The sequence below is a fragment of the Flavobacterium sp. AC267 genome, assembly GCF_979258715.1.
On the sequence record NZ_OZ409875.1, the window covers coordinates 2,523,822 to 2,546,210 of the forward strand.

The window sequence follows — 22,389 nt, forward strand, 5'->3', positions numbered from 1 at the left end:
ATATTTTATTTATTTAAAAAAGAAACTAACTTAGCGATTACAAATGAATAAGCTTTGAATAAAGAAATCAAAATTATTGAATGTCCTAGAGATGCCATGCAAGGCATAAAGGATTTTATTCCAACAAAAAATAAAGTTTCCTATATACAGGCATTGCTTAGAGTAGGCTTTGATACGATTGATTTTGGAAGTTTTGTTTCTCCTAAAGCTATTCCGCAGATGCAGGATACTGCGGCGGTTTTAGAACAGCTGGATTTATCTCAAACTTCGAGTAAACTGCTTTCTATTATTGCTAATACACAAGGAGCAGTTACGGTCGCAGGCTATGAGCAAATTCAATATTTAGGGTTTCCATTTTCTATTTCCGAGAATTTCCAGATGCGTAATACGCATAAAACAATTACAGAATCTTTGGTGACACTAGAAGAAATTCTAGAAGTTGCGGCTAAAAAGAATAAAGAAGTAGTCACTTATCTTTCAATGGGTTTCGGAAATCCTTATGGAGACCCGTGGAATGTTGAAATTGTAGCAGAATGGACAGAAAAACTTGCAGGAATGGGCGTAAAAATCCTGTCACTTTCAGATACAGTAGGAACATCTACACCAGAAGTTATTACGCATTTATTTTCGAATTTAATTCCGAAATACCCGCAGATAGAATTCGGAGCACACTTGCATACTACTCCAGACAGCTGGTTCGAAAAAATTGATGCAGCAGACAAAAGCAGGTTGTACACGCTTTGATGGTGCAATCCAAGGTTTTGGAGGCTGTCCTATGGCAACCGATAAATTGACGGGTAATATGCCAACCGAAAAACTGATTTCTTTTTTTACTGCTAATAAAAAAACTACAGGGCTAAACTCACTAAGTTTTGAAAGCGCTTATAATGAAGCTTCAAAATTGTTTGGAAAGTTTCATTAAAAAATAGTTATATTTTCTTACCTTACATAATGATTGTAAACATTCAGCGTTACATTTATTATCAATATAATTGTTTGATATGAAATCAAATTTTCTAGGTAAAATTTCAAGTATATTTTTAGTAGCTTTTTTATTTTTTTCCTGTTCGAGTGAATTAGATTTCGATCAGGTCAAAGATTTAAAACTCGAACCAGTGGTTGTAGCAAATCTTGCATACTTCGATATTCCGGCTAATCAGCTTATAGATGATGGCGGTACCAATATTGCATATGATACAAGAAATTTTGATGTATTTAAAGGTAGTTTTTTCACTAATCGCTTAAACAAAGCAGAATTTAATTTTGAGATTGAAAACAATATCGATCGAACTTTTGTTCTAAATATGCTGTTGATGAATGATGAAAATCAAATATTGGAAACAATATCTTATACTGTTCCTTCTTATAATGGAACTACTAATATTATAAAATACCCAACAGAAGTTTTTGAAAATGAGCGATTAGCTCTTTTAAAACAGACTACAAAAATTGGTTTTGTTGTTTTAATTGCTCGCTGAGACGCCATTAAACGATGAAAGTTTAGGAAATTTAAAATTAAGATCAAGTGCAACAGCTTATTTAGTGATTGAATGAGAAAAATATATCTGATTTTCTGTATCGTTTTTCAGCTTTCTTGTTTCTCTCAAAATAAAGAACTGCTGTATAATTTTACTTCGATTCCACAGTCTTCCCTTGTAAACCCTGGGGCTGACGTTTCTTACAAATATTATTTTGGATTTCCAGTATTGTCTGGAGTTTCTGCCAATTTGGGTTCGAGCAGTTTTTCTGCCTATGATTTATTTGCAGATAATGGTGTAGATTTTAATCAAAAAGTGCGAGATGTTATTAATAAATCGTCTGGCAATGATAAAGTAGTAACCAATCAGCAGTTAGAAATATTTTCTGGCGGATTCAGAGTTGGAGGCCGAGAAAGCCGCTCTTATGTTTCATTCGGATTGTATCAGGAATTTGATTTTTTCATGTACGTTCCAAAAGATCCAGCTTTGCTGGCATTGAACGGAAATAGAGATTACATTGGTAAATCATTTAATCTTGGAGATTTAAGCGCTAAAGCTGAGGTACTTTCGGTGCTTCATGTTGGTTTTCATAAAAAAGTAAATGATAAATTTGTTTTTGGAGGACGCGCTAAGATTTATTCCAGTGGTGCAAACGCAACTTCAACCAAGAATTCAGGATATATTTACACAGGCGAAAGTGCAGGAACACCAAATCTGTATAATCAAATTATTTCGTCAAATTTAGAATTAAAAACTTCTGGAATTGCCACTTTTACAAAAGACGAATACGAAGGAAATGTTACTCGGGATATTGCGAATAATACCTTCTTCAACGGAAGTTTAGGACTTGGAATCGATGCAGGAATTACTTATTATATAAAAGATAATTTACAGCTTACAGCGAGTATAGTCGATTTAGGTTTTATAAGACAGTCCAAAGACATTGAGACAATTACCTACAAAGGAACCTATCAATACAATGGTGTAAATCCTGATTTTATGGGTAATGATGATCCAGAAGATGTTTTCGATGAATTTGAAAAAGCCATTCCAAGAGATACACTTTACAATAAATATACTACTTGGCGTCCCACTAAATTTTATTCCTCCATTCAATACTCCTTTGGAGAAGCACGTCCTGATGACGAATGCAATTGCAGAGGTAAGGTCGAAAAATATTATAAAAACGCAGTAGGAGCACAGGTATTCGCGATGACTACGCCAAGAGATCCTTTAGTTGCTTTGACTGCTTTTTATCGAAGAAATATTTTTAGAAAATTAGATGTAAAAGCTACCTATACTTTTGATACATTTTCAAACAAAAATATAGGACTCGGGCTCGCAGGAACGATTGGTCCAGTCAATATTTATGCTTTAGTAAACAATATTCTTGAATACAAAGATTTGTCAAAAGCCAGCAGTGCAGAGCATTTCAGATAGGTATAAATTTTGTTTTTGAGGGTAAAGAAGATTAGGTAAAAACTTCAATTTTTTAAATTCCGAATTCCAATAAAATACAGGTACTGTATTGGAATTTGAAATTTTAAAAGAGTAAGATTAAGATTAGTTGGAATTTGGAATTTAAAAAATTTGGAATTTTAAATATAGGTTTTTTCCTGTAAAGTCAAATTTATGAATAAGTTAGTATTCAAGTTTCCAATTTATTCACTATATTTGCACGCAATTCAACTAGAAATTGCAACATGATAGCACACAACTCCAAGATTATCGGCGAAGGTTTAACTTACGACGATGTATTATTAGTACCTAACTACTCGAATGTGCTTCCCCGCGAAGTGAGTATCAAATCAAAATTCTCAAGAAACATCACATTAAACGTTCCAATCGTATCTGTCGCTATGGATACTGTTACCGAAAGTGCAATGGCAATCGCTATGGCGCAAGAGGGCGGAATAGGTGTTTTACATAAAAATATGACTATCGAACAACAAGCAGGAAAAGTTCGAAAAGTTAAGCGTGCTGAAGCAGGAATGATTATCGATCCTGTGACTTTACCACTTAGTTCTACTATTGCAGACGCTAAAAACGCCATGAAAGAATTCGGAATTGGCGGTATTCCTATCGTTGACGAAAACAAAATCTTAAAAGGAATTGTTACCAATCGTGACTTACGTTTCGAGAAAAATGGTGCAAGACCAATCATTGAGGTTATGACAAGCAAAGACTTGGTAACTGTTGCTGAAGGAACTTCTTTAGAACAGGCTGAAGTTGTTTTGCAAGGTCATAAAATCGAAAAATTACCAGTTGTAAACGATAAAAACGAATTAGTTGGTTTAATCACATTTAGAGATATTACAAAATTAACTCAAAAGCCAATCGCAAATAAAGATTCTTTTGGACGTTTAAGAGTTGCTTGCTGCAATTGGAGTTACTGGAGACGCAGTTCAAAGAGCTGAAGCTTTAGTTGTCTGCCGGAGTAGACGCAATTATTATCGATACAGCACACGGACATACAGAAGGTGTGGTTAATACATTAAAAGAAGTAAAATCAAAATTCCCTCAAATTGATGTAATTGTTGGAAACATTGCAACGCCGGAAGTCTGCTAAATATTTGGTAGAAAATGGTGCTGATGGTGTAAAAGTTGGAATCGGACCTGGTTCTATTTGTACTACACGTATTGTTGCAGGTGTTGGTTTTCCTCAATTTTCAGCAGTTTTAGAAGTTGCTTCTGCTATTAAAGGGACTGGTGTTCCTGTAATTGCTGATGGTGGAATTCGTTATACAGGGGATATTCCTAAAGCAATCGTCGCAGGTGCTGACTGTGTAATGTTAGGTTCATTATTAGCAGGAACAAAAGAATCTCCAGGAGAAACTATTATTTTTGAAGGAAGAAAATTCAAATCGTACCGCGGAATGGGGTCTGTTGAAGCAATGCAGACTGGTTCAAAAGATCGTTATTTCCAAGATGTTGAAGATGATGTTAAAAAATTAGTTCCAGAAGGAATTGTTGGTCGTGTTCCTTACAAAGGAGAATTAAACGAAAGTATGCTTCAATTTATTGGTGGACTTCGTGCAGGAATGGGATATTGTGGTTCAAAAGATATTCCTACTTTACAAGAATCTGGACGTTTTGTTAGAATCACTTCTAGCGGAATCACTGAAAGTCACCCTCATAATGTAACTATTACTAAAGAAGCTCCAAATTATTCTAGATAATTTTTAGTTTTCTTTGTAAGCTTCGGAGAAGCAAAATATTTATAGATAAAATTATACGTTTATAATACAGAGCTCCAGCGGAGCGACATTTTTTAATCTAATATATGTCGCTCCGCTGGAGCTTTTTCAATTTGTTTAATGAAATTCTATAAATATTTTACCCCGCTGGGGTTTTATCTAATTTCTAACTAAAATCTACTATTTAAAATATCTTCAGCAACAACATCAGAATGGAGTAAATCTTCCATTTTCTTTGTCATGCGCTGTGCTTCTAATGCGTAACCAAACATCTTTTTCTCATAATCAGCAATTGCTTCGTCTATTGTTTCAAATTTTCCGTCGGTTAGGTTTTTGGTTAAATGATAAGCGTCGAAAAGTCCCATGTTTACGCCTTCACCTGCAAAAGGGGGCATTAAATGTGCTCGCATCACCAACAAGAGTAATATTGGAATGTTCTTTCCAAGATTCTTCTAGCGAAAACAATCTTAATGGTAGACCTGAGAATTCTGTTGAGGCTTTAAAGAATTTGTGATAGTCGTCTCCCCAATTTTTAAAAGTTTCGTTTAAAAATGAAATTACGGACTGATCCTTTTCAAAGTCAATTTGGTTATTTAAAATCCAGTTTTCATCAGCTTTAAAAGAAACTCCAAAATGAACAGAACCATCGCGCATAGTATGCGTGTAAAACATTTTTTGTTCGCCCATTGCCATAACATTTCCATTTCCGTATTTGGGCTTGAATTCAGGATAATCTAGATCTGGATTCTTAATTTCTCCTTGAATGATATAAGTTCCAGAAAGTTTTGGTTCTTGATCGCTCACAAATTTTCTTGCATTAGATCTACCGCCATTTGCTACAATCACAAAATCGGCAGTATGCGGTTTTGCCGTTTTTGAATTGTAAATAGTATTGATTTCCAGTTTTCTCAATATTAATTAACTGACTGTCCCAAACAACTGTATTTTCCTCCAGATTATCCAACATGATTTTTCTTAAATCATTGCGGTCAATTTCGGGGCGGGAAAAAGCATTGCTTTCATCTGGCATTTCATCAGAAGTAATATTTTCGTCTATATCTGCCATTTTTTCGCCCGTTGGTCGCGCGTATTTTCGAAACTCCTCCATCAACCCCGCTTTTTGAATCGCATATTGACCAGAATCTGAGTGAATGTCAAGAGTTCCTCCCGAAGTTCGAGCTTGAGCATTCGTGTCTCTTTCAAAAACCGTTACATCCGCACCATTTATTTGTAAAATTCGAGCCGTTGTAAGTCCCACGGGACCACCGCCGATTATCACTATTTTTTTATTTTCTATAATTGAATTTTTCATTTTACTAAAATTAAAATTTAAAATTGATATTGATATTGAATTTTGCCATTGTCTTAAGGAGTAAGCGCCTTTAAAACCAAATTAAAAGCCTCATTTTTAAGATCATCATTAAACTTAAAAGGTTTTCCTGACATAGATTTTCCTTCTCTGTGAAGTTCTAAAAGAGAATAAAGCGAGCCATAAGCAATACTCCAAAATACTTCAAAAGTGACTGGAATCAGTTCTTTTTTCTCAATTGACGAAAGCATAAACTGTGACATCGTTTGTTTAAAATCGCCTGTAATTTCCTCTACAATTGCATCGCCGTAACTAGAATGTTTCAAGAGCTCAAAACAAGTAGCTTCCAAGGTAAAATGCGGCATGAAATAAATACGATTTTCCCATTGATTTCGTAATCCGTCTTTAAAAGACATTTCAGAAGAGAATCCCTCGAGCATTTTATCAAAAAAGTTACGACCAATTTCAATTCCAATCTTACGAATTAAATCCTCTTTGTCTGAATAGTAAATGTAAAGTGTTGCAACAGATACACCGCAATCTTTTGCCAGCCGATTCATTCCAAAGCCTTCAACGCCTTGTGAAACAATCATTTCGATTGCTTTTTGCTTTACAATTTCTTCTTTATTAGTATCTCTTGTTCTCATAATTTCTCTAATTATGGTACAAAGATATAAATAAATAATAAATGAACGATCGCTTAGTTATGTTTTTTTAGGTTCTAAGGTTCTGAGGGGCTGAGATGCTAAGATTTAATGGTTAATTGTTAATGGTTTATGGTTGATGGTTTATGGTTTTTGGTTTGTGGTTTTTGGTTGTTGGTTGTTGGCTGATGGTTTGTGGTTGGTGGTTGGTGTTTTTTACTTGTTGGTGATTGTACTTTTGCTATCTGCAATTTCAAATTTATGTATTTGAATTGCCTCCAGCTTTAGCTGGAGGTTATGGAAAAGAAGAGGAAAAGGCTTTAGCCAAATTATGCATATCTCTATTTTATATCACAAAAAAAGCTGAAACAATATTAAATTGTTTCAGCTGATTGTGTACTTATAGTATATTTTATAAAGTCTTTGTGGGCTCGGCTTCTCTAAGATTTTGATTTTCTAAAATCTCTTTTAGATATGGTTTTGTCTGTGTTTCAATTTCAGACTCTGATATATTTAAGGCTTCGGGATCTGATGCTAATTTCAACCAAGGTTTTGGGCCGTCAAAATCGTAACTTCCAAAAACAACTACCGGAGTTCCTTTTACTTTTACATTTTCTTTGTCTTTTAAAATCCATTCATCTGCAAACTTGTACAAATATTTAGCATCTTTTTCTAATAATCTTAAACAAGAATGAGACGCAGGATATCCTGGTAATTCATATTGATGGAAACCAACACCAAGTTTATTTTCGATATTAAAATTCCATTTCAAATCCCACTCGTCATTAAACGTGCTGGTTGTTTGTTCTGCTTTCCAATTGGTAAAAAATAATCCAGTTGGAGTACGATCTTTTTTTCTACCCATGTTTGTTGGTCCTGTATAAACTAATTCGCCATTTTCGTAAGCCGCAAAAGTTTGTGTTGGATAAGAAAAAATGATAATTTTTGAAACTTCCTGCAAAGCCGCAACATGCAGTGGAAACGGAAGATAATAAACCAAATCACCAGTAAAGTCTGCTGGAATAACAACAGAATCAAGTTTTTTGAAATTTGCTTTATCAGTTCTGTTTAAAGCATAAATAATATCCATTTTGTTTTTGCTTGCTGTCGGCTTGATTGGTTTTCAGCCATTCTTTCGTATTTTGAATTTGATAAGAAACAGCAGATTCTGGTTTCTTATATTCAATTGCTTTTTTGGTAGTTTTATTTTCGGTTAGATTGATTGTATCGCTTTTTTTGCAAGAAACTGCTAAAGTTAACATCAATATAAGTAATGCGTTTGCTGTGTAATATAACTTTCTCATAGGTCGTATTTTTATGATAGTAAAGTTATAAATGTGATAGCTAAACAGGGTTACATAATTTTTTGAATAGTTTGTCTGATTTTCATTTATAAATTGTATTTATTTGAACTAACTCGTCTAAAAATAATTGAAAAAGTTCAAGTAGTTGCTTTAGTATTTGTAAATCATTAATTTTTTCATTTGCATAGTAAGATAATTCAAATTCGTCTTCAGGCATTTTTTGTTCCCAAATTCCTTTTTGATCTGATATTTGAATATTAACGTCTTTTTGTTTTAAAAGCAAATTACGAATTGTGCTATTTCGTAGTAATGATTTTATTTTGAATTCATTATTACTTTTAATAGTAAATGATTTGTCGAATTTTGCTATACCAATTTCAATATCTTGAGCTCCAAATATTTTTTCTACTTTACGAATGAATCCTTCTGAATATATTTCAAACTTAAAATTATCTTTTAAAGTAATTGGAACAATAATTCTGGTCATTTCTGTGCTATATTTTCCAGACCAAAGTGTGAAGTTATCAAAGACTAGATTCCAGTTTTTGTGTCCAATCTTTACAGAATCTGAATACGAAGAATATCCTTTTATGAAAGTACCGTTAGTATCTTCTGCGAATTGCTTCCAAATAGATGTTTTATTTTTGAGCGTTGTGAAACATGATTTTGAGGCTTACTAAATCAAACCTTTTATTTTTGCATGTCGCAGAGAATAAAATAGTCTTAGCATCTGTAATTTCATCAGATTCAATCATATTGTAAGCTTCGTCAAAAGTATATTCTAAAACTTCAATGTTTTCTTGTTCAGCGTCCAATCCGCCGCCAGAGCTTACTTTCATGCTTTCATCATATTCTCCAATAAAGAGATATAAAATTTCAGTTACAGATCCTGGCGACATGTAAGTTTCGATTACTTTCTGAACCTTTTTTAAGCGGTATCCAGTTTCTTCTTCTGTTTCGCGAATAATAGCCTGTTCTGCATTGTCTTTATCTAGAAGTCCTGCACAAACCTCAATCATCATTCCGGTTTTATTTCCGTTAAGATAAGTTGGCAGACGAAATTGTCTGGTTAGTATAACCGTTTTTTTCGCAGTATTGTATAACAAAATTCCTGCGCCGTTGCTGCATGGTCGTATACCTCACGAATATGCGATTCTGTTTTTTCGTTTTGCTTTGTATAGTTAAAGGTAACTTTGTTTAATACGTACCAATTGTCTGATAGTAATTTGGTATCTGTAATTTCAATTTCTGGATTTTTTCTCATTTTGAAAAATTTTCATAAAAAAAACGCTCTGATTATCAGAGCGTTTAATTGTATTATTTTGTTATTGTTTGCTTTCTGTCTGGTCCAACCGATACAATTTTGATTGGCACTTCGATTTCTTTCTCAATAAATTCAATATATTCTTTAAGCTCAATCGGTAATTGATCGTAAGTTGTCAATCCGGTTAAATCTTGTTTCCATCCTTTAAATTCTTTGTAAACCGGAGTAACATTTTCTGGTTCAATGTTATAAGGGAAGTGAGAAATGTTTTGTCCTTTATAGTTGTATTCCGTACAAACTTTTAAAGTTTCAAAACCAGAAAGTACATCACCTTTCATCATCATTAACTGCGTAACTCCATTTACCTGCACAGCATATTTTAAAGCTACTAAATCTAACCATCCGCAACGTCTTTGTCTTCCTGTTACAGATCCAAATTCGTTACCAACTCTTGCCATTGTTGCGCCAACTTCGTCAAAAAGTTCAGTTGGGAAAGGTCCGCTTCCTACACGTGTAACGTAAGCTTTGAAAATTCCGTAAACCTCTTTGATTTTGTTAGGAGCAATTCCTAAACCTGTACAAGCGCCAGCCGCAGTAGTATTTGATGAAGTTACGAAAGGATAAGTTCCGAAATCAACATCTAGTAAAGATCCTTGAGCACCTTCACAAAGAATAGATTTACCTGCTTTTTGAGCTTGGTGCATGTATTCTTCACTGTCAATGAAATCTAATTTTTTCAATTCTTCAATAGCTTCGAAAAATTCTTTTTCAAGTTCAGCTAAATTATATTGAATATTAACATCGTAAAAAGCAATCATAGCTTCATGCTTGTCTGCCAATGCTCTGTATCTTTCTTTGAAATCTTCCAATTCGATATCACCAACACGTAAACCATTTCTACCAGTTTTGTCCATGTAAGTTGGTCCAATTCCTTTAAGAGTAGAACCAATTTTTGCTTTTCCTTTTGATGCTTCAGAAGCTTGCGTCAAGCAAACGGTGCGTTGGTAAAATTAAATGCGCTTTTCTAGAAATGATTAATTTACTTTTGATATCAAGGTTAAATTTCTCTAAACCTTCAATTTCTTTTTGAAAAACTACTGGGTCAATTACAACACCATTTCCGATAATATTTACTGAATTTTTATGAAAAATTCCAGAAGGAATTGTTCTAAGTACGTGTTTGATTCCGTCAAATTCTAATGTATGTCCTGCATTTGGTCCTCCTTGAAAACGTGCAATAATATCATAATTTGAGGTAAGAACGTCAACAATTTTTCCTTTACCTTCATCTCCCCATTGTAATCCTAGTAATAAATCTACGGTCATTCTGTTTTTAATTTGCGTTGGGACAATCTAAGTTGTCCTACTGATTATGTAGTTAATTTTCTTTTTTTTGTTTTTTGTTTTTTCTGAAAAGCCTTTTTTGAGACTATGAATTTTGCTTTTTGTTTCCGTAGAAATAAAGCGAATGATTTGTAATTTCAATATCGAAAATTTCTTCGATAGTCTTTTTGATGGTTTGAATTCTTGGATCACAAAATTCAATTACTTCTCCAGAATCAGTCATGATAATATGATCGTGCTGTTTATCAAAGTATGATTTTTCGTAGTAAGCTTGATTCTGTCCAAATTGATGTTTTCTAACCAAAGCGCAGTCCAACAATAACTCGATCGTGTTGTATAAAGTAGCTCTACTCACACGATAGTTTTTGTTTTTCATTTTGATATACAAATTTTCGATGTCAAAATGTTCCTCGCTGTCGTAAATTTCCTGAAGTATAGCATAACGCTCAGGAGTTTTGCGATGCCCTTTTTGTTCAAGATACATTGTAAAAACGTTTTTTACAATTTCTTGATTTCTAGTGTTGTCAGTTGAAATGAGTGTCATATCCGGCAAAGATAATTTTTTATTTTTAATCAATAAAAGTTTCGGGTTTAAAGTTTAGTTATAAAACCCTTATAGATAGGTTAAAAAGTTAGGTTCTGTATTCTCGCGTCACTTTATCGACCCCGTCAATTTTCTTAATCGCATTAATCATTTTCTTCAAAATGGTGTTATTTTTTACAATTACAGCAATTTGACCATGAAAAATTCCAGCATCTGTGCTTAACGAAATACTCTGAATATTCACACTCATATTATTCGAAATTACCCTTGTCAATTGGTTGGTAAGTCCTAAAACATCCATTCCTGTAATATTGATAATCGCTTTGAATTCTTCCTGCGAAGAGTCGATCCATTTGGCGCTCATGATTCGGTATGCATAGTTAGACTGCATTCCAATTGCATTCGGACAGTCTTTTTTATGCACTTTGATTCCCTCATTAATCGTAACAAAACCAAAAACATCATCACCTGGAATTGGGTTACAGCATTGCGAAAGTTTGTAATCCAGTTTATCATGTTCGGTTCCAAAAACCAGCATGTCATAATTGTCGCTGATAACTGGTTTATGAATATCCTCTGCGCCGGTATCTTTATTTCGTTTAATTTTATTTTTAAAGAAATTGATAAACGAATTGCTTTTCTGCGCAAAGATAATCTTTTAACTGCTGATTTTCAATTGCGCCAATTCCGACTCTATAAAATAGATCTAAACTTGTTTTTAGTTTGAAGAAGTTTACTAATTCATTAATAACCTGTTCGTTGATATTTACTTTTAAGTGTTTTAATTTTCTCGTAAGTAATTCTTTTCCTTCTTCTGCAATTTTTTTAGTATTCTCGTTAAGAACGTTTTTAATTTTATTTTTCGCACGCGATGTTGTTACATACTCTAACCAGTTTACAGTTGGTTTTTGGTTAGCAGATGTAATAATTTCAACCTGATCGCCACTTTTAAGTTCGTGATTTAACGGTACCAAACGTCCGTTTACACGAGTTCCTCTGGTTTTAATTCCGATTTCGGAGTGAATACTAAAAGCAAAATCTAATGAAGTAGCACCTTTTGGAAGCGATTTAATTTCACCTTTTGGTGTAAAAACGAAGATTTCCTTTGAATATAAATTCATTTTAAAATCTTCTACAAAATCAACTGCATTGGTTTCCTGATTTTCTAAAGCTTCGCGAAGTAAATTCAGCCAAGTGTCCAGACCGCTTTCTTCGGTTGCACCGTTTTTATATTTATAATGTGCCGCATAGCCTTTTTCGGCAATTTCGTCCATACGTTCACTTCGAACCTGAACTTCAACCCAGCGACCTTTTGGCCCCATTACTGTAATATGAAGAGCTTCATAACCAGTTGATTTTGGAGATGAAATCCAATCACGAAGACGGCTCGGACTTGGTCTGTAATGGTCAGTTACGATGGAATATATTTTCCATGCTACAAATTTTTCATCGTGAGCATCAGATTTATAGACAATTCTTAGCGCAAATTTATCGTACACTTCGTCAAAACTTACATTTTGCGCACGCATTTTTCTGCGGATAGAATAAATAGATTTTGGGCGACCTTTGATGATATAATCAATGCCTTCATTGTCTAAAGATTTTTTCAAGACATCTGAAATATCTTTGATATAAGCGTCTTGCTCTTCCTTAGTTTCTCGAATTTTGCTTACAATGTCATTATAAACCGCAGGTTCCGTATATTTTAATCCTAAATCTTCTAATTTAGTTTTAATATTATAAAGTCCGAGGCGATGGGCTAAAGGAGCATAAATGTATAAAGTTTCAGATGCAATTTTAGTCTGCTTATATTCCGCCATCGAGTCCATTGTCTGCATATTATGAAGACGATCGGCAAGTTTGATCAGAATTACACGGACATCATCATTCAATGTCAGAATCATTTTTCTGAAATTTTCAGCCTGCATTGAAGCATTTAAGTCTTTTTGAACTAGCGAAATCTTCGTAAGACCTTCTACCAACTGCGCTACTTTCGGATTAAATAATCGCTCAATATCTTCAACTGTAATTGGAGTATCTTCTACAACATCGTGTAGTAAAGTCACGGCTGATAGAGGTCGCTCCCAGACCAATTTCTGAGGCAACAATTTTTGCAACTGCAATAGGATGAAAGATATACGCTTCTCCCGACTTACGTCTCTGCTCTTTATGAGCATCAACAGCAACATCAAAAGCTTTTCGAATTAATTTTTTATCGGTTGGACTTAAAGTTTGGTAACTTATTCGAAGTAATTCCTTGTATTCCTGAGCAATAGCTTTATTTTCTTTTTCAATATCTATTTCTGTCATAACGGCATAGTTCAAGTACTAAAAATAAGCATTTGTTTGTATATACGCAAGCGTTTATGATTACTGATTTTAGTCCCGAATCTTTGGGATTGATTTTAGATTTTTTGCTCGTAGAAATGGGCTTCGACTTCGCTCAGCCTGACATTTTAAGAACTGCTTTGTAGAGAGAATTAAAAATTAAAAATTATAAATTAAAAGGCATAGACTTTTAATTTGAACCTCAGAACCTCAGAACCTCTAGAAACCTCTTTGTCTTTTTGCTTCAAAAATAAGAATTGGTACCGCGACAGAAACATTCATGCTGTCAATTTCGCCCTGCATTGGAATAATGATATTTTGAGTTGCGGCTGTCGCGCCATTCTTGTGTTAAGCCAGTCGCTTCTGTTCCCACAACCAAAGCGGTTGGAGTTGTAAAATCTTGGGTATGATAAGAAGTTGAATTTTGTAGTGTCGCGCAGTAAAAATCGATTTTATTTTCTTTCAAAAAAGTAATGATTTCGTCTGTACTTCCAGTCGCAATTTGGTTGGTAAACAAACAGCCGACACTAGAACGCACAATATTCGGATTGTATAAATCACTTTTTGGATTGGCTATTAAAACAGCATCCAAATTTGCAAGATCTGCAGTTCTTAAAATTGCACCAATATTTCCTGGTTTTTCAGGTGCTTCGGCAACTAAAATCAACGGATTGTCTGATAATTTTAAGTCGGATAGTTTTAAGGATTTGCTTTTGGCTACAGCCAAAATTCCTTCGGTTGTATCTCGATAAGCCAATTTTTGATAAACTTCTTTGTTGATTTCGATAATTTGAAATGAATTCTGAATCAATTTGGTGATTTCTGTTTCAGTAACTAATTCTGGTAAAAATAAAACAGTTTCAATTTCGTAACCGCCTTTTATCGCTAATGAAATTTCCCTTAAACCTTCGATCAAAAATGTTCCAGTTTGTTTTCTTGCTTTGGCTTTTTCTTGAAGTAAAACCAAAGATTTTATAAACGGATTTTGAATTGAAGTGATTTGTTTCATTTTTTAAAGGCTCAAAGTTGCAAAGTGGCAAAGGTACAGAGATTTTTTCTTACGGCAAGATTTTTAAAACCTATAAAAAGATTGTCGCGGATTTCAAGAATTTACACTAATTCTTCTCGTAATGAAACAAAATGAATTCGTGTAAATTCTTGAAATTCGCTACAAAAAAACTATTCCTCAGTAGAATTATGTTCCTCTAAAAGTGCCGTTTCTTCTTCAGCAGGTTTTGAAACTACTTGGTCTTTGCTCGCCAAAAAGGAATTTTTTGATTGCTACAAAAGCCGCTATAATTCCGATTACGATGATCTTTCCAAATTTTGCCAAAATAGCAAAGAAACCCACTTTTGCTAATACTTTTCCAGCCACTAATCCGCCAATTGTCCAAGCGACAACCGTGTCGGTATCGGCATCAAAATCTAAGTATTTGTTTCCGTCATTAAATTCAACACTTTTGATGATTCCAGGAATACTAGCTTTTACTTCTTCTAACTGATTTACACCAGCAACAGCAGAAATATTATACATTCCTTTTCTTCCTAAAACTCTTAAATCATAATTTAAAGTATGGTCTTTATCTGCACCAAACTGCAGTTCTTTTGCCCAGTGTAATACTTTTAACTCTTTGTCATAAAATGGTTTAGATGCCCAGCCAATTAGCTGTACTTCAGGATAGCCAGCCGTTTTACGTTCCACATTTGCGACAGTAACATCTTCTTTCATTGTTTTAAGAAGATCATCATAATCAATATCATCTGCGTCATCATCTTTCACGTAACCATCACCTTGATAACTGATTACAAACATCCAGCTGTCCATGTGCGTAACGCCTTTGCCGTCTGGAACAATTGAACCCAGAATAGATTTATCTTCTGGATTTCCCCATAGACTGGTTAAAACGTTTTGGGTTTGTTCGGCATTTAAAAATTTGAATCCTTTCGGCACATTTAAAGTTCCGTCACCTTCAGGAAGTGTAATTTTTCCTGATTCGTAATTGAACGATTTTTCAATTTTGTCGTAATACGCTTTTAACGTATCAGTGGATTGTCGCGCCGTCATTTTGGAGATTGAGATCGTCCATAACAAAACAAGTAGTAGTGTTTTTTTCATTGGGTTGATTTAAACGGTTAATTAATTATTTGGGTTTTTTTGGTTTCGTTAAAATAATTCTGAAATTTCCTTTTCGACAGGATGTGATGTTTTAAAATCATACCCCATAAATTTGGCTAAAGTTTGTGCAAATTGTTTTTGATAGAATTGTGAGTTGGTTTTAATCTCTCCTTTTGGAGCAATTTCTGGCCCCATTGTCGCAAACCAAATTTCAGATGCACCAGGAATATCAGAACCATGATCCGTCCATTGTGCTTTTACTTTGTCACCGCGTACCGTGATCAACCGTTATAAAAAGAGTAGTTTTATTTTTGTACTGCGGATCATTTTGAATAAAAGTCCAAATTTCCTGAATCCATTTATCAACTTGATTTGCGAGCATCTAAATACGAACGATATTGCCCGTGATGTGCCCATTCATCGGTTTCCCCGTAAGCGATATACAATACTTTTGGCTTTTTTGTTTTCAGTTCGTCCATTGCCTGATAATGCGTAAAAACGTCCAGACATTCGTCTTGATGAAAAGGCTTAAACGAATTATCACGCATTTCATTTAATAAATTTTGAGCAGAAGTTGGTTTGTTTCCACCCACTTTATCAAAAGCAGAAATTACGGGGAAACCACTTCTTTCTTCGTTTAGAATTCTATCGAAAGCATCCCAAGCGCCAAAAGCCACCACTTTTCCTTTTAGTTTGGACTGTTGATTTAAGAATTCTAAAACATTGACATTCGGATTAGCTTTGTAGCCGTTTGAGTTTACTTTTAAATCAACATTTCCAGTCATGATTTCGCTGTACCCCGGATAACTAAACCAATACGGGTTGGCAACATCGACTTTATTTCCTAAATCCCTATTGCCGTAAATCTGTCCTTTTGATGCAATTTCAGACCAGAAAAAGGGCATTAGTTTTTTGCGTGCTTCTTTGATGTCGGCATCGGCATATTTTTTATAAATGTAAGCGCTGTCTCCCTGATTGAATTTTTTTATCATTGGCAATTGCAAGATCCATTCCTTTAAAAACTTCCTGCCATCTAAAACCATCTGTAGTAATAATGATTATGTTTTCTGTTTTTTGTCCAAAAGATTTCCAGCTTAATAAAATGAACAGAATTAGAATCGAATTTTTCATTTTTTATTAGTTTGAAATTACATTTATTGATTTTAAATTTTTTCAAAACTACTTAATTTAATTAATCAATTCTTACGTGATAACGTAATGTAACCATAAATTAATAAAAGATAAATGAATTCACCATTTCACATTTCACAACAAGCATTTCACAACCTTTACAACCTTTACAAAATTCCTCTCGACTTAATTTCCAAATATTTATTAATAGCGTCAAGCGTAAGATTTTCAGGCTGTGTTAAAACAGAATGGATTCCATATTTCTTTAGTTCGTTGACAATTAATCGTTTTTCGAACATGAATTTTTCGGCAATCACTTTATCATAAACTTCCTGAATTGTGGTTGTTTTTTTATTGATGATGCCATTTAATTCTGTATTTTGAAAAAACACAACGACCAATAAATGACTTTTGGCAATTCCTTTTAAATAAGGTAATTGACGATTTAAACCATCCATTGTTTCAAAATTCGTGTATAGAATAATCAAACTTCTTTGATTGATGTTTTTCTTAATATCAACATACAATCTACTGTAGTCGCTTTCGAAAAAATCGGTTTTTACGTTGTATAATGTTTCGAGTATTTTCTGCATTTGAGAACCTCTTCTTTCGGCAAAAACTCTGTTTTCTACCTTTTTAGAAAAAGAAAAAAGTCCCGCTTTATCTTGTTTTTTCAGAATAACATTCGATAAAACCAAAGCCGAATTAATTGCATAATCTAATAAACTCAATCCGTCAAAAGGCATCTGCATTACACGGCCTTTGTCAATTGCCATATAAACGGTTTGCGATTTTTCATCCTGAAACTGATTGACCATTAAAGAATTTCTTTTGGCAGTAGCTTTCCAGTTTAATGTTCTTAAATCGTCGCCTTGCACATATTCTTTAATCTGCTCGAATTCCATTGTATGACCAATTCGGCGGATTTTCTTGATTCCGTATTGAAATAAATTATTAGAAAAAGCTATTAAATCGTATTTTCTTAATTGAATATAAGAGGGATATGTTGGAACCATTTGATCTTTATCAAAAGAAAATCTTCTTGAAATCAATCGTAAAGGGGAAGAAACATAAACGTTTAATGCTCCAAAGTGATATTCACCACGTTCTGTTGGGCGAAGATCGTAACCGATTTCTTTTTGTGTCGAAGCTTTTATCGTTTTTATAATTTTGAAATCGCGCACTTGAAACTGAAACGGAATTTCGTCAATTATCTTAACTGAAACAGGAAAATTATAGTGATTTTTTAAATTGATTCGTATCGGATTTAAATCTCCATTCGATAATTTTTCTGGCGTAATTCTCTCTGCTTCAATGCCAGTTCTTGCTATATATAAAATTAAAACGTCAAGGCATACAAAAGTCACCATTGCCAAAACAATAAGCCAAACCGCATTATAAAGATTCGGAAAAATAAAAGCACAGATAAACATTCCTATAATGCCTAAAAGCACATAGAAAAAGAAATTATTCAGGTATAGACTTTTTATGAATTTCATTTTTTTAGTTTTCAGTCTCGGTTTTCAGTCTCAGTTTTCAGTCTCGGTTTTCAGTCTCAGTTTTCAATCTCAGTTTTCAGTCTCGGTTTTCAGGAATCAGAATAACTGAAAACTTTGACTGCGACTGCGACTGCGACTGAAAACTATCTCGGAATCTCAACTGTTTCAATAATTTGTTTAATGATTTCTGAACTTGTAATACCTTCCATTTCACGCTCTGGCGTAACAATTACACGATGCTGTAAAACAGGAATTGCGACTTCTTTAATATCTTCCGGCGTAACAAAATCACGTCCGCGGATCGCGACAGAAACCTTTCGCAAGCATTTAATATTGCGATCGATGCACGAGGAGAAGCCCCTAAATATAAAAAGGCATTTTCACGCGTATTTACTACAATACGAGCAATATATTCCAATAAGTTTTGCTCCACTCTAATTTGTTTAACCAAACCTTGGTATTCTTTGATTTCTTCGGCAGAAAGAATGGTTTTTATAGCATCTAATTTTCCGTGATCTTGTAAAGAATGTTCTCTTTGAATGATCAAAATCTCTTCATTTAATTTTGGATAATCGATAGTGATTTTGAAAAGAAAACGGTCTAACTGCGCTTCTGGAAGACGATAAGTTCCTTCTTGCTCAATTGGATTTTGCGTTGCGATAACCAAAAACGGGGCTTCTAGTTGATAAGCAGATCCGTCAATTGTAATCTGGCGTTCTTCCATAACTTCAAAAAGTGCGGCTTGCGTTTTGGCTGGCGCACGGTTAATCTCATCAATTAAAATTAAATTAGAGAAAATAGGTCCTTTTTTAAATTCAAATTCTGAATTTTTCAAATTAAAAATAGAAGTTCCTAAAATATCCGACGGCATTAAATCTGGCGTAAACTGAATTCTGCTGAAACCAATATTCAACGTTTTGGATAATAATTTGGCTGTAATAGTTTTAGCAACCCCAGGAACGCCTTCTAAAAGAACATGTCCATTTGATAAAATAGCAACTAAAAGCTGGTCAACCATTTTGTGTCGCCCAACAATTACAGTTTCAATTTCTTTTTTAATCGTATTTACGTGCTCTAAAAGAGGACCTAAATTGATTCTGGTTTCAAAATTCACATTATCATTCGTGATTTCGTTTGATGTTGTATTGATATCGTCCATAATTGGTATTTTTTTATTTTTTGCCAGAGATTAAAAGGATTAAAATGATTGTCTTTATTAATCTTTTAAGCTGTGACACTATTTCTATTAATGTAAAATCTTTTCTATTGCTGTATTTATTCGGATCAAATCTTCTTCAAGACTTCCGTGATAACTCTTTCTATGATTATTTATTAAATCGACCAATTCTTGAATGTCTTTTTGGTCTTTACCCGTTTTGTAATGCAGTTTCTGCACAAAATCATCATCTAAATTTGTCGTATCAATCAAATAATCTGTTCTGATTTTTTCTAGAAAATAGATAATCTTTTTATCAATAATATTGGTATGATCGCCTTCTTGATAATATAAATTCCCGATTGTTTTGGTAAAATCGACTGTTAGATTCTGTAATGGTTTTACAATTGGCACAACGCGCTGTTTGCGTTTCGCATTAAAAATCATAAAAATCAAAATACCAATTAAACCTAAATACCAAGCCCATTTTAAGGCAGGTCGCGATAAAATATAACGCGCCGGAGAATTGGAAATTCTTTTATCATTGACGCTCTTATTGTACCAAAATACATTTCCTTTTGTAAAATAAGACAATACATTTTCTGCATATTGATAATGATCTTTTTTCAGCAGGTTGTAATTGGTAAAAGCTACCGGTCGCGTGTGTAAATACACATAACCATTTTTATACGGAACTTCAATAAAATTAACTTGTCTCTTATTTTTATTACTGTTTTGATAGCCTAAAACTTTTGTATTAAGAGTATCTATTTTCGAAAAGTAATCGCTTAAACCCGTATTAAAAGTGTATTTTTTTGAGCTTACTTTTTTATTCGCCATCCAGATTGAAACATTTTCCGAAGGCATAAAATCAGTCTTTAATTCGACTTTTAAAGAATCAAGCAATAATTTCGGAAATGCTTTCATACTCAAAAAAGCCTTATTTCCATGCGAAACAAAATATAAAATCTCTTTCATAGATTGGTCGTCAATATTGTTGGCTTCAGAAATAGCAATGAAAGTACCTTTAATTTTATAATTCTCTACATCATCATTATCGTCGTATTGCGAATCCAAATATTCATAAGGTGTTTCACTAGAAATTTTTTTGACTTTTTGATTCTTAAAAAAGCTATTAAATTCCTGATCGAAAATGTATAATCCGAACGGAATTTTATCATTTACAGAATAGGTGGGAGTCCAGTCAATAGGTTTTGGTTTTCCCTTGTCTGTTAAAAGTACTATACCGAAAAGTAAAACCAGTATAGCAATGTATATTTTTACATTTTTATCCATTACCAAAGGTTTTTAAAGCTTTTTTAAATCTGTTTTCCGTTTTTCTAAATATGGCATCATCAATCTCAAATTCGCCGTACCAGATATAATTGTACAAATAAGACAAATAGGTAAATTCTTCTTTATGAGAAGGTCAGCCTTAATTCGTATAAATAATCTGAATTTGTTTTTTCGATATCCCATTCAATATAATTATGCTGTGCCATAACTTTTAAAAAGCCAGAGATAATAATATCTTACAGCGATTCTTCTTTCGCCTGCTTCAATACTTTCTTTTATTAGTTTTTCGAAATCTAAAAGGTGAATATTTTTTTCGGCATCAGAATAAAAGATGGATTTTTTATTGGCATTTTTTCCAAAAATCCATTTTCCTTCTTGTTTCGTCAAAGCTCTAGCAATAAAGTAAATCAATACAATGACTACTAAAACAGCAATAACCCTAAATAAAATAGCAACAAAATTCAGTGATGTCTTGACACTTTTAAATTTGAAAAGACTTGCAAATATTCCAGCCAGCCAATGAATAAAATGATCCCACCAGCTTTTTTCAGGTTCTTTATATTCGTAGATAAATTCCGGATCGGTATATTTTTTTGAAGTTTTTCTCAAAATGCTTGGCCTCGACAGTATTCGAATCAACTTGAATATCCTTTTCGGTATATTTAATTCCAGCAATTTTTGGTGGTTCTTCAGGAATAACAATTGAATCCTGAGACTTAGAAACGCCGCAAAGAAAAAGAAAAGATAAAATAAATAATAATCTTGTCATTACTTGGTCTTAAAGATTTTTGGCGGTTAAAGAATGAATTTTTTTGTGCACAATAAAAGGATAAATCAAGTAATAAAATGATATAATCGCAAGCGTAACTAAAATAATTAAACTGCTTAACCAATTTGGCATATCGATAGAATATCTGGTAATAAAACCTTCTAAAAAACCGGCACTTATTGTGAAAGGAAAAGTACTTAAAAATATTTTAAAACTGTTTTTAAATCCGATTTTAAAAGAATTTATTCTCGAGAAAGTTTTAGGAAACAGAATAGAAGCACCTAAAATGAATCCAGCAGTAGTTTCTATTACAATAGCAAAAATTTCCATAGAACCATGAATCCAAATTCCTCGAACGCTTTTCCAGAAAACACCATGTTCGTAAAAGAAATATTGAAAGGAACCGAGCATAATACAGTTTTGAAGAAAAATGCTAAAAGTTCCTATACCGGCAAAAATTCCGTAGAAATAACATTTAGCGCCAACAAAAAGATTATTTACTGTAATACCAATAAAGCTTCCCCAATTACTGCCAGAGCCATATACAGCCATTGGATTGCCTTTTTTGATGTTTGCCAAAGTCATATTTACATATTCGTCGCCTAAAATCAAGCGAACAAAATCGGGATCGAAACGGGCAGAAAGCACTCCGATCGAAACGGTGACAAAAAACAATATAAAAGCATAATACAAATACCTTTTGTATTCGTAAACCAGCAAGCTGCACATCAATTTTAAAAAAATCTATAATTTGATTGCTGTCTGTTCGTTTGGTTTTATAAATTTTTTGATAAATCTGTGAAGCAAGATGATTTAAGTAGACAACCGTTTTACTTTTAGGGTAATACGTTTGGGCATACGCCAAATCATTCATCATTTGAATGTATAAATTAGCTAATTCATCAGGATTTTTTTAGCTTTACCGAAAATTGCCAGCTCGAATTCGAGCCATTTTTCTTTATTTTGTTTTATAAAAGCGATTTCTCTCATTGTTGGCTAAAATATAAAAT

The 22,389-nt window shown here is 33.4% G+C and carries 17 protein-coding genes and 8 pseudogenes; 4 read left to right on the forward strand and 21 right to left on the reverse strand.

Translation table 11 applies throughout. From position 1 onward, the window contains the following. The first annotated feature begins 54 nt into the window (after positions 1-54). From ACZZ95_RS13210 to guaB, 4 genes and pseudogenes are all read left to right on the forward strand, one after another. Positions 55-922 (forward strand): annotated as a pseudogene (locus ACZZ95_RS13210) (beta/alpha barrel domain-containing protein). Positions 923-1,001: 79 nt separating this feature from the next. After that, positions 1,002-1,478: a hypothetical protein gene (locus tag ACZZ95_RS13215; RefSeq protein WP_463469391.1), complete on the forward strand. Its 477-nt coding sequence runs from the start codon at positions 1,002-1,004 to the stop codon at positions 1,476-1,478. A gap of 72 nt (positions 1,479-1,550) precedes the next feature. After that, entirely contained in the window at positions 1,551-2,918 is a 1,368-nt protein-coding gene (locus ACZZ95_RS13220; protein WP_463469392.1) for a DUF5723 family protein, read from the forward strand. A gap of 263 nt (positions 2,919-3,181) precedes the next feature. Continuing rightward, positions 3,182-4,657, forward strand: a pseudogene (gene guaB, locus ACZZ95_RS13225) (IMP dehydrogenase). Positions 4,658-4,845: 188 nt separating this feature from the next. Here guaB and ACZZ95_RS13230 read toward each other — a convergent pair. From ACZZ95_RS13230 to ACZZ95_RS13330, 21 genes and pseudogenes are all read right to left on the reverse strand, one after another. Further along, positions 4,846-5,085 (reverse strand): FAD-dependent oxidoreductase, encoded by a 240-nt coding sequence (locus tag ACZZ95_RS13230; RefSeq protein ID WP_463469393.1) that lies wholly within the window; start codon positions 5,083-5,085, stop codon positions 4,846-4,848. Continuing rightward, positions 5,051-5,587, reverse strand: a complete 537-nt coding sequence (locus ACZZ95_RS13235) for a hypothetical protein (RefSeq protein WP_463469394.1) — start codon at positions 5,585-5,587, stop codon at positions 5,051-5,053. The genes ACZZ95_RS13230 and ACZZ95_RS13235 overlap by 35 nt, the downstream gene beginning before the upstream one ends. Next, positions 5,499-5,987: an FAD-dependent oxidoreductase gene (locus tag ACZZ95_RS13240; protein ID WP_463469395.1), complete on the reverse strand. Its 489-nt coding sequence runs from the start codon at positions 5,985-5,987 to the stop codon at positions 5,499-5,501. Before ACZZ95_RS13240 ends, ACZZ95_RS13235 begins: the two co-directional genes overlap by 89 nt. A 53-nt stretch (positions 5,988-6,040) precedes the next feature. Continuing rightward, positions 6,041-6,631 carry a TetR/AcrR family transcriptional regulator gene (locus ACZZ95_RS13245; RefSeq protein ID WP_463469396.1) on the reverse strand — a complete coding sequence of 197 codons (591 nt, stop codon included), beginning with the start codon at positions 6,629-6,631 and terminating at the stop codon, positions 6,041-6,043. A 409-nt stretch (positions 6,632-7,040) separates the two neighbouring features. Then, positions 7,041-7,718, reverse strand: coding sequence for a L,D-transpeptidase (locus tag ACZZ95_RS13250; RefSeq protein WP_463469397.1), 678 nt, complete (start codon positions 7,716-7,718; stop codon positions 7,041-7,043). After that, positions 7,687-7,932 carry a hypothetical protein gene (locus tag ACZZ95_RS13255; RefSeq protein ID WP_463469398.1) on the reverse strand — a complete coding sequence of 82 codons (246 nt, stop codon included), beginning with the start codon at positions 7,930-7,932 and terminating at the stop codon, positions 7,687-7,689. The genes ACZZ95_RS13250 and ACZZ95_RS13255 overlap by 32 nt, the downstream gene beginning before the upstream one ends. An 82-nt stretch (positions 7,933-8,014) precedes the next feature. Next, entirely contained in the window at positions 8,015-8,419 is a 405-nt protein-coding gene (locus ACZZ95_RS13260; RefSeq protein ID WP_463469399.1) for a hypothetical protein, read from the reverse strand. A 189-nt stretch (positions 8,420-8,608) separates the two neighbouring features. Beyond that, positions 8,609-9,196: pseudogene (locus tag ACZZ95_RS13265) on the reverse strand (NUDIX domain-containing protein). 53 nt (positions 9,197-9,249) lie between these two features. Further along, positions 9,250-10,522, reverse strand: a pseudogene (locus ACZZ95_RS13270) (adenylosuccinate synthase). Positions 10,523-10,625: 103 nt separating this feature from the next. Next, positions 10,626-11,084, reverse strand: coding sequence for a Fur family transcriptional regulator (locus tag ACZZ95_RS13275; RefSeq protein WP_095955035.1), 459 nt, complete (start codon positions 11,082-11,084; stop codon positions 10,626-10,628). An 88-nt stretch (positions 11,085-11,172) separates the two neighbouring features. Beyond that, positions 11,173-13,394 (reverse strand): annotated as a pseudogene (locus ACZZ95_RS13280) (RelA/SpoT family protein). Between the two features lie 237 nt (positions 13,395-13,631). Further along, positions 13,632-14,421: pseudogene (locus tag ACZZ95_RS13285) on the reverse strand (TrmH family RNA methyltransferase). A gap of 216 nt (positions 14,422-14,637) precedes the next feature. Continuing rightward, the gene (locus ACZZ95_RS13290; protein WP_463469400.1) at positions 14,638-15,528 is read right to left on the reverse strand and encodes a DUF2167 domain-containing protein; all 891 of its coding nucleotides are present in this window, start codon (positions 15,526-15,528) and stop codon (positions 14,638-14,640) included. Between the two features lie 48 nt (positions 15,529-15,576). Then, positions 15,577-15,813: a hypothetical protein gene (locus ACZZ95_RS13295; RefSeq protein WP_463469401.1), complete on the reverse strand. Its 237-nt coding sequence runs from the start codon at positions 15,811-15,813 to the stop codon at positions 15,577-15,579. Between the two features lie 77 nt (positions 15,814-15,890). Continuing rightward, entirely contained in the window at positions 15,891-16,520 is a 630-nt protein-coding gene (locus ACZZ95_RS13300) for a hypothetical protein (RefSeq protein WP_463469402.1), read from the reverse strand. Further along, entirely contained in the window at positions 16,477-16,659 is a 183-nt protein-coding gene (locus ACZZ95_RS13305; RefSeq protein ID WP_463469403.1) for a hypothetical protein, read from the reverse strand. The genes ACZZ95_RS13300 and ACZZ95_RS13305 overlap by 44 nt, the downstream gene beginning before the upstream one ends. A gap of 167 nt (positions 16,660-16,826) precedes the next feature. After that, positions 16,827-18,158: a DUF58 domain-containing protein gene (locus ACZZ95_RS13310; protein ID WP_463469404.1), complete on the reverse strand. Its 1,332-nt coding sequence runs from the start codon at positions 18,156-18,158 to the stop codon at positions 16,827-16,829. Between the two features lie 143 nt (positions 18,159-18,301). Then, positions 18,302-19,317 (reverse strand): annotated as a pseudogene (locus tag ACZZ95_RS13315) (AAA family ATPase). Between the two features lie 87 nt (positions 19,318-19,404). Next, positions 19,405-20,610, reverse strand: coding sequence for a DUF4350 domain-containing protein (locus ACZZ95_RS13320; protein WP_463469405.1), 1,206 nt, complete (start codon positions 20,608-20,610; stop codon positions 19,405-19,407). A gap of 192 nt (positions 20,611-20,802) precedes the next feature. Beyond that, the gene (locus ACZZ95_RS13325; RefSeq protein WP_463469406.1) at positions 20,803-21,219 is read right to left on the reverse strand and encodes a hypothetical protein; all 417 of its coding nucleotides are present in this window, start codon (positions 21,217-21,219) and stop codon (positions 20,803-20,805) included. A 169-nt stretch (positions 21,220-21,388) separates the two neighbouring features. Continuing rightward, positions 21,389-22,369, reverse strand: a pseudogene (locus ACZZ95_RS13330) (stage II sporulation protein M). Positions 22,370-22,389 lie beyond the last annotated feature (20 nt).

Bases quoted from the DNA above. Each gene is read 5' to 3' on its own strand.
- ACZZ95_RS13215 (WP_463469391.1), top strand. From the start codon at position 1,002: ATGAAATCAAATTTTCTAGGTAAAATTTCAAGTATATTTTTAGTAGCT.
- ACZZ95_RS13220 (WP_463469392.1), top strand. From the start codon at position 1,551: ATGAGAAAAATATATCTGATTTTCTGTATCGTTTTTCAGCTTTCTTGT.
- ACZZ95_RS13230 (WP_463469393.1), bottom strand. From the start codon at position 5,085: ATGCGAGCACATTTAATGCCCCCTTTTGCAGGTGAAGGCGTAAACATG.
- ACZZ95_RS13240 (WP_463469395.1), bottom strand. From the start codon at position 5,987: ATGAAAAATTCAATTATAGAAAATAAAAAAATAGTGATAATCGGCGGT.
- ACZZ95_RS13245 (WP_463469396.1), bottom strand. From the start codon at position 6,631: ATGAGAACAAGAGATACTAATAAAGAAGAAATTGTAAAGCAAAAAGCA.
- ACZZ95_RS13250 (WP_463469397.1), bottom strand. From the start codon at position 7,718: ATGGATATTATTTATGCTTTAAACAGAACTGATAAAGCAAATTTCAAA.
- ACZZ95_RS13255 (WP_463469398.1), bottom strand. From the start codon at position 7,932: ATGAGAAAGTTATATTACACAGCAAACGCATTACTTATATTGATGTTA.
- ACZZ95_RS13260 (WP_463469399.1), bottom strand. From the start codon at position 8,419: ATGACCAGAATTATTGTTCCAATTACTTTAAAAGATAATTTTAAGTTT.
- ACZZ95_RS13275 (WP_095955035.1), bottom strand. From the start codon at position 11,084: ATGACACTCATTTCAACTGACAACACTAGAAATCAAGAAATTGTAAAA.
- ACZZ95_RS13290 (WP_463469400.1), bottom strand. From the start codon at position 15,528: ATGAAAAAAACACTACTACTTGTTTTGTTATGGACGATCTCAATCTCC.
- ACZZ95_RS13300 (WP_463469402.1), bottom strand. From the start codon at position 16,520: ATGATAAAAAAATTCAATCAGGGAGACAGCGCTTACATTTATAAAAAA.
- ACZZ95_RS13305 (WP_463469403.1), bottom strand. From the start codon at position 16,659: ATGAAAAATTCGATTCTAATTCTGTTCATTTTATTAAGCTGGAAATCT.
- ACZZ95_RS13310 (WP_463469404.1), bottom strand. From the start codon at position 18,158: ATGAAATTCATAAAAAGTCTATACCTGAATAATTTCTTTTTCTATGTG.
- ACZZ95_RS13320 (WP_463469405.1), bottom strand. From the start codon at position 20,610: ATGGATAAAAATGTAAAAATATACATTGCTATACTGGTTTTACTTTTC.